The 8,859-nt window shown below is 64.6% G+C and carries 9 protein-coding genes; 5 read left to right on the top strand and 4 right to left on the bottom strand.

Annotation, left to right across the window (positions count from 1 at the left end; translation table 11 throughout):
* Positions 1-62: 62 nt before the first annotated feature.
* The 4 genes from OY559_RS02985 to OY559_RS02970 form a co-directional block, all read right to left on the bottom strand.
* A complete protein-coding gene (locus OY559_RS02985) occupies positions 63-770 on the bottom strand; it encodes a response regulator transcription factor (RefSeq protein ID WP_277728643.1) in 708 nt (235 codons plus the stop codon).
* A gap of 301 nt (positions 771-1,071) precedes the next feature.
* On the bottom strand, positions 1,072-2,697 hold the full coding sequence (locus OY559_RS02980; protein WP_277728642.1) for an ABC-F family ATP-binding cassette domain-containing protein: 1,626 nt from the start codon (positions 2,695-2,697) through the stop codon (positions 1,072-1,074).
* A 139-nt stretch (positions 2,698-2,836) separates the two neighbouring features.
* The gene (locus OY559_RS02975; protein ID WP_277728641.1) at positions 2,837-4,195 is read right to left on the bottom strand and encodes a sensor histidine kinase; all 1,359 of its coding nucleotides are present in this window, start codon (positions 4,193-4,195) and stop codon (positions 2,837-2,839) included.
* Positions 4,192-4,935, bottom strand: a complete 744-nt coding sequence (locus OY559_RS02970) for a response regulator (protein WP_277728640.1) — start codon at positions 4,933-4,935, stop codon at positions 4,192-4,194. The genes OY559_RS02975 and OY559_RS02970 overlap by 4 nt, the downstream gene beginning before the upstream one ends.
* A gap of 246 nt (positions 4,936-5,181) precedes the next feature.
* Here OY559_RS02970 and OY559_RS02965 point away from each other — a divergent pair, with 246 nt between their 5' ends.
* From OY559_RS02965 to OY559_RS02945, 5 genes are all read left to right on the top strand, one after another.
* On the top strand, positions 5,182-5,922 hold the full coding sequence (locus OY559_RS02965; RefSeq protein ID WP_277728639.1) for an SDR family NAD(P)-dependent oxidoreductase: 741 nt from the start codon (positions 5,182-5,184) through the stop codon (positions 5,920-5,922).
* A 78-nt stretch (positions 5,923-6,000) separates the two neighbouring features.
* Positions 6,001-7,041: an alpha/beta fold hydrolase gene (locus OY559_RS02960; protein ID WP_277728638.1), complete on the top strand. Its 1,041-nt coding sequence runs from the start codon at positions 6,001-6,003 to the stop codon at positions 7,039-7,041.
* Positions 7,042-7,059: 18 nt separating this feature from the next.
* A complete protein-coding gene (locus OY559_RS02955; RefSeq protein WP_277728637.1) occupies positions 7,060-7,569 on the top strand; it encodes a cytochrome P460 family protein in 510 nt (169 codons plus the stop codon).
* Positions 7,570-7,608: 39 nt separating this feature from the next.
* Positions 7,609-8,025, top strand: a complete 417-nt coding sequence (locus OY559_RS02950; protein WP_277728636.1) for an organic hydroperoxide resistance protein — start codon at positions 7,609-7,611, stop codon at positions 8,023-8,025.
* A gap of 129 nt (positions 8,026-8,154) precedes the next feature.
* The gene (locus tag OY559_RS02945; RefSeq protein WP_277728635.1) at positions 8,155-8,859 is read left to right on the top strand and encodes a cytochrome c biogenesis CcdA family protein; all 705 of its coding nucleotides are present in this window, start codon (positions 8,155-8,157) and stop codon (positions 8,857-8,859) included.

Here is an 8,859-nt window from a genome sequence, read left to right as displayed (position 1 = left end):
ATGGGGACGTGCATCAATGACGGCGGTTCACCAAAACTCACCGATCCTCACGGAGGAGAGCCTCAGGGTGCGAATACGTAGCCGACGCCACGCACGGCACGCAGCGGCAGGGGCTGCGAAAAACGGCTGCTGACCTTGCCGCGGAGACGATGGACCAGAACGTCCAGCCGATGGGGATCGAAATCCCAGGGTTGATCGGTCAGCATCTCGATCAGGGCCGTTCTCGATACGGGTGTGCCAGGCTGCTCCAGAAGCCGTGCGAGGATCGTGCGTTCCGCCTCGCTGAGCGCCAGCGTCCTGGCATCGGGTCCATGCAACGTCCAGCCCGCGTCGGACAATGACCAGGTGGGCGCATCCTGGTCATCCAGTGCCGGGCCATTCATCGCAGGTGCCAGCCGACGATGAAGATTGGCGACCGCCACGGCCAGCACGTCGTAATCGACGGGCTTGGTCAGGAAGAGATCGGCGCCTTCTTCAAAGCTCTGTGCCATGAGCTTCTTGCCGCCGCGGCCGGTCAGCACGATGATGCCCACCGAGGCAAGCTGCCGCAGGTGCGACGCAACCCCAAGCCCGCTTTCGCCAGGCAGGCCGATGTCCAGGACGACGATGTCGAGCGCCTGGACACTCATGTGGCGGTACAGGGCTTCTGCACTCGCCAGACCTACAACGTCGTAGCCACGCTCGCCCAGTTCCTCAACGATCAGGCCCCGCAGTTCGTCTTCATCCTCGACAACGGCAACGCGTGGAGACGGCAGATCGTGTTGGCTCATGGAAAGAGGAAGTCGACGGCTCAAATGTAGCGTAACTCACATTTCGCGTCTTATGTCCACGTGCGCGCGGGAAAACATCGCACCCGGCAGCTTCCCCCCATGGAGGACCCGGCCGAACACAGCGCCCGGCCACCTGGTTGTCCAGATGCTGACGTGCATGCCTGGCGGCGGATGCGTCAATGTCGCGTGCCTCTTCCGCAATGCCCGCAACGAGCTCTGCGCGGCATCGCCCTCCCCACGAGGCACGCGTTCGTCAGACACGTGGAGTTTCCACACAGCCTCGGGTACAGGCGGGCATGGATCACCGAGGCAACTCGACGAGACCCTTTGCCGTCAGACTCAGGCGTCGGGTGGGATTGACGGATTCCACGAAGTCGGTGTCATGGCTTACAACCACCATCGCGCCTTCGTAGTTCTGCAGCACCTGTTCAAGCTGCAGGACAGCTTGCAGATCGAGGTTGTTCGTAGGTTCGTCCAGCAACAGCAGCTGGGGAGCATCGTCCGCATGCAGCACACAGGTCAGTGTTGCCCGCAGGAGTTCTCCACCGGACAGCGCGCTGACCGGCAATTTCATGCGGTCGCCCCGGAATCCAAGCCGGGCCAGTACGTCAGCGCGTTCCTGCGGTGAAAGACGGGCCGCTGTGTCCGCAAGATTCTCGGCTAGCGACTTCGCGGGTACCAACTGGTGCAGGCGCTGGCTGAGATAGGCTACGCGGGTGGCGCCGACGCGACGCTCTCCAGCCGTGGCGTTCATGTCGCCCGCAAGAATCCGCAGGAACGTGGTTTTTCCCACGCCGTTGTCCCCCATCAGTGCAATACGCTCTGGCCCGCGGATCGTCAGCGTCATGCCGCGCGCATCCCACAGGGGCCCGTCTTGGCCGAGCGCTTGCACGCTCTCCACGGTCAGCACGTGTTGCGTGGGGCCTACACGCGTGGCCGGCAGTGAGAAGCGGGGCATGGCAGATGAGGATGCGCCCTCCTCGGCGCTTTGCAGCGCATTCCGCATCTGGTCCACGCGTTCGCCATGCACGCCCGCGGCCCTACCGGCGGACACTTCGGCTCGGCGTGCCAGCGTACCTGCGACGATTCTGGGCAACCCTGCGTTGGGGGCCTTGCGCGCGGCATCGGATGCGCGCCGGTCCGCGCGCTCGCGAGCCTGTTGCATCTCGTGCTTCTCGCGTCGCAATTCCTTGCGCAGATGCTGCACCTGCTGCTCGGCAGCGGACTGCTCGCGATCTGCTACAGACCGGTAGGCGCTGTAGCCGCCTCCGACCATGCGAAGGCGCGTGGGTTGCAGTTCCGCGATTTCCTGCATGTCTTCCAGCAAACCTCGATCATGGCTTGCCACCAGGAGGCATCCACGGAACGACTCCAGCACGGTGCGCAGGCGTTGGCGTGCTTTCCGGTCAAGGTGATTGGTGGGTTCATCCAGCAGCAGGACATCGGGCGCGCGCAGCAGCTGGCCCGCCAGCGCCACGGCCATCACCTCACCCCCGCTGAAACTGGAGATGCGCCGCTGCAGGCAGACCTCATGCAGGCCGAATGCCGCCAGCTGCGAGGCGATGCGCTCGCGCAGGTCCCAGTGGCCGTCGGCCCGCTCCAGCTGGGTGACATCGGCTGCGCCGGCGAGCACCGCATCCACCGCTTCCAGCGCATCCGTGACGCCCAGCAGCTCAGCGACAGTGGCGTGGGCGGTGCTGTTCCAGCGTTGCGGCAGATAGCCGCGCCGACCGGCGATGTCGACTGCGCCGGCCTGCGTTGCAAGCTCGCCTGCCAACAGGCGTAGCAACGTTGTCTTGCCCGCCCCATTGGGCGCGACAAGACCGATCCGGGACGGGCCAAGGACGAATGACAAATCGGCGAAGACAGGCGTGCCGTCTGGCCAGGAAAAAGAGAGATGGGAGACGCGGATGCGTGCGCCGGACATGGGTTCCTCCTAAGGTCGCCCAACGTAGGACGATCGAAGCCGAAGCACCCGACAGTGCCGGGTTGCTCATGCGTTTCAGGGGAACGGGGCTATCACACGTCAGGCGGACTCCTGGATCACGTCGATGGCAGGCATTGTGTCAGCGAGCGGCGCCCTGGTGCTGAACGGTTGACGAAGGCGTGGAGCGCAACTCGATCGTCGCCTGTAGACCGCCACCCTCCCGATTCGACAGTCGCAGTGCGCCGCCGAGTGCCTGGGTGAGTTGCTGGGCGATGGCCAACCCAAGGCCTGTGCCGCCCGTGCCGCGGCACCGCGATGGTTCGAGCCGTTGAAAGGGTTTCACTACATTCTCCAACTGCTCGGGCGGAATACCGGGTCCGCGATCAAGCACATCGATACATATCCGTCCCGCTTCTTCCATACGGAGTCTGGTCTCGACGTCGCCGGCATAGTTGAGCGCGTTGTCGACCAGGTTCTGCAGGATTCGACGCAACACCTGCGGATGGGTGTCATGAGACGCAGAGTCGCCGGCAGAGAGCACCACTGCGCGTCCGGCGTCCTGATAGTCGGCCACGACACTTTCCAGGAAGGCCGTCATATCCAGGCGAACCGCCGGACCCAACGTGACCGACGCGCCGCGGGCGTAGCTCAGGCCTTCGCGCACCAACAGGCTGATGTGGTCGATATCGCCCAGCAGCTTCTCCTGCTCAGCGCTGGCGTCCATCGCCTCCACCCGCAGCCTCAAGCGAGTGATCGGAGTCTGCAGATCATGTGAGATTGCCGCGAGGATCTGCGTGCGCTCGGAGACATGGGTCGCCACGCGGGCCTGGAGAGCATTGAGCGCGCTCGCGGCCTGGGCGACCTCCCATGGGCCATCCTGTGGCAGCTGGGTATCACCGCCTGCAAGATCCATGCGCTCCGCCGCTCTGGCGAGGTGGGCAAGAGGGCGGGTTGCCAGCCGTACGGCAACTGCTACGCACAGCAACAGCAGGATGACCTGGGCCGCAAGCACCCAAGGCAGCCATCGTGCGATCGGCATCAGTGATGGCGTCACCTCGATGGTCAGAAGCTGTCCGTCGCGGAGCGTCAGCTCTACCTCATAGCGTTCCGGTGTCGCGGAAACTGCGCGGGGCCGCAAGGCGTACCGATGCCCCAATGCATCATCGATCAACCCCGTCACCTCGTGCGATCGTGCAGTGGATAGTGGCTCGCCCGGCAGTGCTGGCCGCAGGAGATAGCGGTAGGTCCTGCGCTCGAGGCGCGGAATCCACGCGCCACGTTGATCGGCTGGCAGGCTCTCCAGCAGCGCCACGCTGACGGGAATGTCCTCATAGAGATTCCTGAGCATCATCGAGCGCGTGGCATCGGCCCGCTCTTCGAACAGCAGGCCGAATGACAGGGCGTGCGCGAGCAGCAAACCCGCGCCCAGGATCAGGATGAGGCGCGATCGAAGCGTTCTTGGCAGCCATCGCGTGGTGGCGCTGGGCTGGCCACTCATGGTTCTTCACCCTCCAGCACGACAGCCTGGCTGAATACGTAGCCTTCGCTCCGCACCGTCTTTATGTACGTCTGCTCACGCGCTCCGTCGCCCAGGCGCTGTCGCAATCGACTGACGAGAAGATCGATGGAGCGGTCAAAGACCTCCGCGTCCCTGCCCTGGGTAAGGTTCAACAGTTGGTCGCGGCTCAGTACGCGCTGCGGATGATCGATGAATACACGCAGGAGCCGGAACTCGGCGCCACTCAATGGATATGCCGTCCCCTCCTTGTCCAACAAGTGGCGCGCGGTCGTATCCAGCCGCCAGTCGCCGAACCCGATCCACCTGCTGGCCTCGGAGACCTGCAGATTGGGGGGAAGCATGCGTGCACGCCGGATCACCGCATTGATGCGTGCCAAGAGTTCCCGCGAGGAGAAGGGCTTGGTGACGTAGTCGTCGGCTCCCATCTCCAGGCCGATGATCCGGTCGGTCTCATCGTCGCGGGCCGTGAGCAATACCACGGGAACAGCGCGATGCTTTCCTGCGCGAAGGTTCCTGCAGAGCGCCAGGCCATCCTCACCCGGCATCATCACATCAAGCACGACCAGATCCACGTCGCTCGTATCAAGAACGCCGCGCATCTCGCGCCCATCAGCCGCCAGGCTCACGCGCAGGCCGTTCCGCTTCAGGTAGTCACCCACCATCTGGCGGATGTCGCGATCATCGTCGACGACGAGGATGTGATCTGTGTGGGACGACATGCGTCTGGGCTCCGGAGGTTCGACCACGCGTGACCGTGGATCTGTCGCAGCGGATGGTAGCGCCGGCAGGCCGCCGGGCAGCGGACTGGAGGCCACTTGTTTGTATCGGAATGTATCCATGGGGCGTTTTCAAGAAGAGGCCGACAAATCTCCCTGTGTTCGGACACGTCTCGGATACCGGGTGGGCGCGGAATGCGTCCACCGCCGGCGGGACCACCCGTAGGCACCTACCCGAAGGAAACGACCATGAGCAGGACCGAACTCCCCTCTCCCAAGGCTGCCCTGGTCTTTGGTGGCTCCCGCGGCATCGGTGCCGCCATTGCTCAGCGCCTGGCCCGTGAGGGCTACACCGTCGCCTTGACCTACGCCTCGCGCGCCGACAAGGCCGCCGAAGTCGTCGCGGCGATCCAGGCGGACGGCGGTCAGGCCATCGCGCTGCAGGCCGACGCGGCAGATCAGCACGCGATCACTGCCGCAGTCGCCGATGCCACGGCGAGGCTGGGCACGCTGCACGTGGCTGTCGTCAATGCGGGCATCTATCAGGGCGCTCCGCTCGACCGGTTCCCGGTCGACACGCTCGACCAGATGCTTTCGATCAACGTCCGCGGTGTCTTTCTCGCCATCCAGGCTGCCGCAGCCAGGATGGTCGATGGTGGCCGCATCGTCACCATCGGCAGCAACACGGCACAACGCAGCGGCGCCTTGGGTGGCAGCGTCTACAGCATGACCAAGGCTGCCGTGGCCACGCTGGTGCGGGAGCTGGCGCTGGACCTCGCACCGCGCCGTATCACCATCAACAACATCCAGCCCGGCCCCATCGAGACCGATATCACGGCTGGCTTCCTGGACCACCTGATCCAGCGTAATCCGCTCAAGCGCGTCGGCCGCCCGGAAGAGGTCGCGTCGCTCGCCGCATACCTGGTCAGTGCCGACGCGAGCTACATGACCGGTGCCAGCCTCACGATGGACGGCGGCTACTCCATCTGAATCCCCTTGCGGCGCACGCACGCACGCGCGCCGCACTCCCGTCCTGCTCCCTGCAACCACCCTGCTGGAGGAATCACCATGTCCACGATCACCCCATCGCCCACGTCCCCCTTCCGCCGCAGCCTGCGCGGCCTGTCCTTGCTGATGGCTTCCTGGCTGATGCTCAGCGCCACCGCTCTGGCAGAGCCGGCAGCCCGGACCGCGTCACCGGCACTGCCCCCCGAACTGGTCGCCAACAAGCACATCAATGCCGGAGACCTGCGTATCGGCTACGCCGATCTCGGTCCGGCCAAGGGTGAAGTCATCATCCTGCTGCACGGCTGGCCGTATGACATCAACAGCTATGCGGAGGTCGCGCCGCAGTTGGCGGCGCGCGGCTATCGCGTGATCGTCCCGCACTTGCGGGGCTACGGCACCACCACGTTTCTGTCTGCAGACACGCCACGCAATGGGCAACCGGCCGCGCTAGCGTCGGATGTCATTGCATTGATGGATGCTCTCGAGATCCGCCGCGCGACGCTGGCCGGCTACGACTGGGGTGCACGCTCTGCCGACATCGTGGCCGCCATATGGCCGGAGCGGGTCAAGGCCCTGGTCTCGGTCAGCGGTTACCTGATCGGCAGCCAGGAGGCGGCTCGCACGCCGTTGCCTCCGTCAGGCGAACTGCAATGGTGGTACCAGTTCTACTTCGCCACCGACCGCGGCCAGGCGGGGTACACGCAGTACACCCACGACTTCGCGAAGAAGATCTGGGAACTGGCGTCCCCGCAGTGGAAGTTCGACGACGCCACGTTCAAGCGCAGCGCCAGTGCACTGGACAATCCGGACCATGTGGCCATCGTCATCCACAACTACCGCTGGCGTTTGAGCCTGGCCGAAGGCGAGCCGAAGTACGCAGCGCTGGAACAGCGCCTGGCACAGGCGCCGGTCATCACGGTGCCGACCATCACCATCGAAGGCGATGCCAACGGCGCGCCGCACCCGAAGCCCGAGGCCTACGCGACCAAGTTCGTCGGCAAGTACGAGCATCGCACCTTCACCGGCGGCATCGGCCACAACCCGCCACAGGAGTCGCCCGCCGAGTTCGTGCAGGCCGTTGTCGACGCTACCCGCCTGTGAGCGACAGGAAGAGACGACATGAAATCCGTTCACAAACTCCTGTTTGCATCCCTGGCTGTCGGCATGGCCTTCGGACTGGTGAGCGCAGTGCAGGCATACGACAGTCCACGCCCCACCGCACCGATCTACGGCGTGCAGCTTCCCGACGGTTATCGCGATTGGTCCTTTATCGCGCCGGCACAGGAAGCCGCTCCGCTGGACGAGCTGCGCGTCGTTGTCGGAAATCCCAAAGCCATGCGGGCATACCGCGAGAGCCAGCGCCCGTTTCCCGATGGAACGGTGCTGGTGAAGCTGGCCTGGAAACACGAGCAGTCGCCGGACTTCGCACCGGCCTCTGTTCCCGGTGCCGCCACCACGGTGCAAGTGATGGTCAAGGACTCACGCAAGTACGCCAGTACGGGTGGGTGGGGCTACGGACGCTTCATCGACGGGAAGCCCGTGGATGAGGCCCAACACAAGACCTGCCATGCATGTCACGCGGCCCGTGTGAAGGACCGCGACTACGTCTTCACCCGGTACGCCCGCTAGACCAGACCTCTCTCAACTTCTTTCGACTGGAGACATCCCATGAACGCACTCGATACCGTGTTGTACACAGCAAAGACTCACACCATTGGCGGCCGTGAAGGTCATGCCCGCAGCGACGATGGTCAGCTTGACGTTGCCCTCTCGCCTCCCGGTAGCCGACGTCCTGGCACCAATCCCGAACAGTTGTTCGCGGCGGGCTGGTCGGCCTGCTTCGAGGGCGCAATGGGTATTGCTGCGCGCAAACTCGGCGTCGCCCTGCCATCCGGAACCGCCATCGATGCGGAAGTGGATCTCGGCAAGGTTGGCGAGGAGTACCAACTCCAGGCGCGCCTGGCCATCTCGCTGCCTGGAGTTCCGCCGGCCCAGGCCCAGGCCATCGTCGATGAAGCGCACCGCACCTGCCCGTACTCCAAGCTTTCACGCGGCAACATCGAAGTCCGGATCCGCTTGGTCTGATGAGGTTGTAACCGAGCTTGTCCAAAGAGGTATCAGGGCGACCCGGATACAAAGGGCCGGGTCGCCGGACACAGTGCGCTGACACACGCGCGATGGAATGAGCACCTCCATCGCGCTGCGGAATTTCCCATGATCGAATTTGCATTGGCCGCCCTGGCGGGCATGGCCACCATCCTATCTCCCTGCATCCTCCCGATCCTTCCGATCATCCTGGCAACAGGGGCCGGTCGCGATCGTGGGACACCCTTGTGGATCATCGCTGGCTTCGTCGGCAGCTTTGCCGCCAGTGGCATTCTCCTTGGCGTTCTGGCTGCCTCATCGGGCGAACTGCAGGCGAGCATCCGTACCAGCTCGATCGTGGTGCTGATGTTGGCGGGCCTGACATGCTTCTGGCCGGTGCCCTTCGAGCGCTCGATGGCATGGGTGCAGTCGCAATGGCGTCGGGTGAAGCCCGCTGCCCCGACCCTGGCACACGCCAGCGGTCGACCGGGTGCACTGCTGCTGGGTGCCTCGCTCGGGTTGGCATGGACGCCTTGCGCCGGTCCGGTCCTGGCTTCGGTGCTGGCGCTGGCCGCCAGCTCGCAGGCGCCGGCCAAGGCGAGCGCATTGCTCGGTGTGTACGCGCTGGGCGCAGGCATCCCCATGTTGCTGATTGCCTATGGAGGCCGCTGGATCAATTCGCGCCTCTCGTTCCTGCAGAGACATGCCGGTCTGTTGCGAAAGAGCTTTGGCCTCATCGCCTTCGGTGTCGCCGTCCTCCAGTTGCTGCAGTACGACGTCTTTGTATCCGCTTGGGCCACCCAGTGGCTCCCTCCCCTCTCCCAAGGACTCTGA

Origin of the sequence: Pseudoxanthomonas sp. SE1, assembly GCF_029542205.1 — a bacterium.
In the GTDB taxonomy this organism is placed as follows: domain Bacteria; phylum Pseudomonadota; class Gammaproteobacteria; order Xanthomonadales; family Xanthomonadaceae; genus Pseudoxanthomonas_A.
Note: the sequence above shows the minus strand (reverse complement) of the source record. Positions and strands in the feature narration are given on the sequence as shown.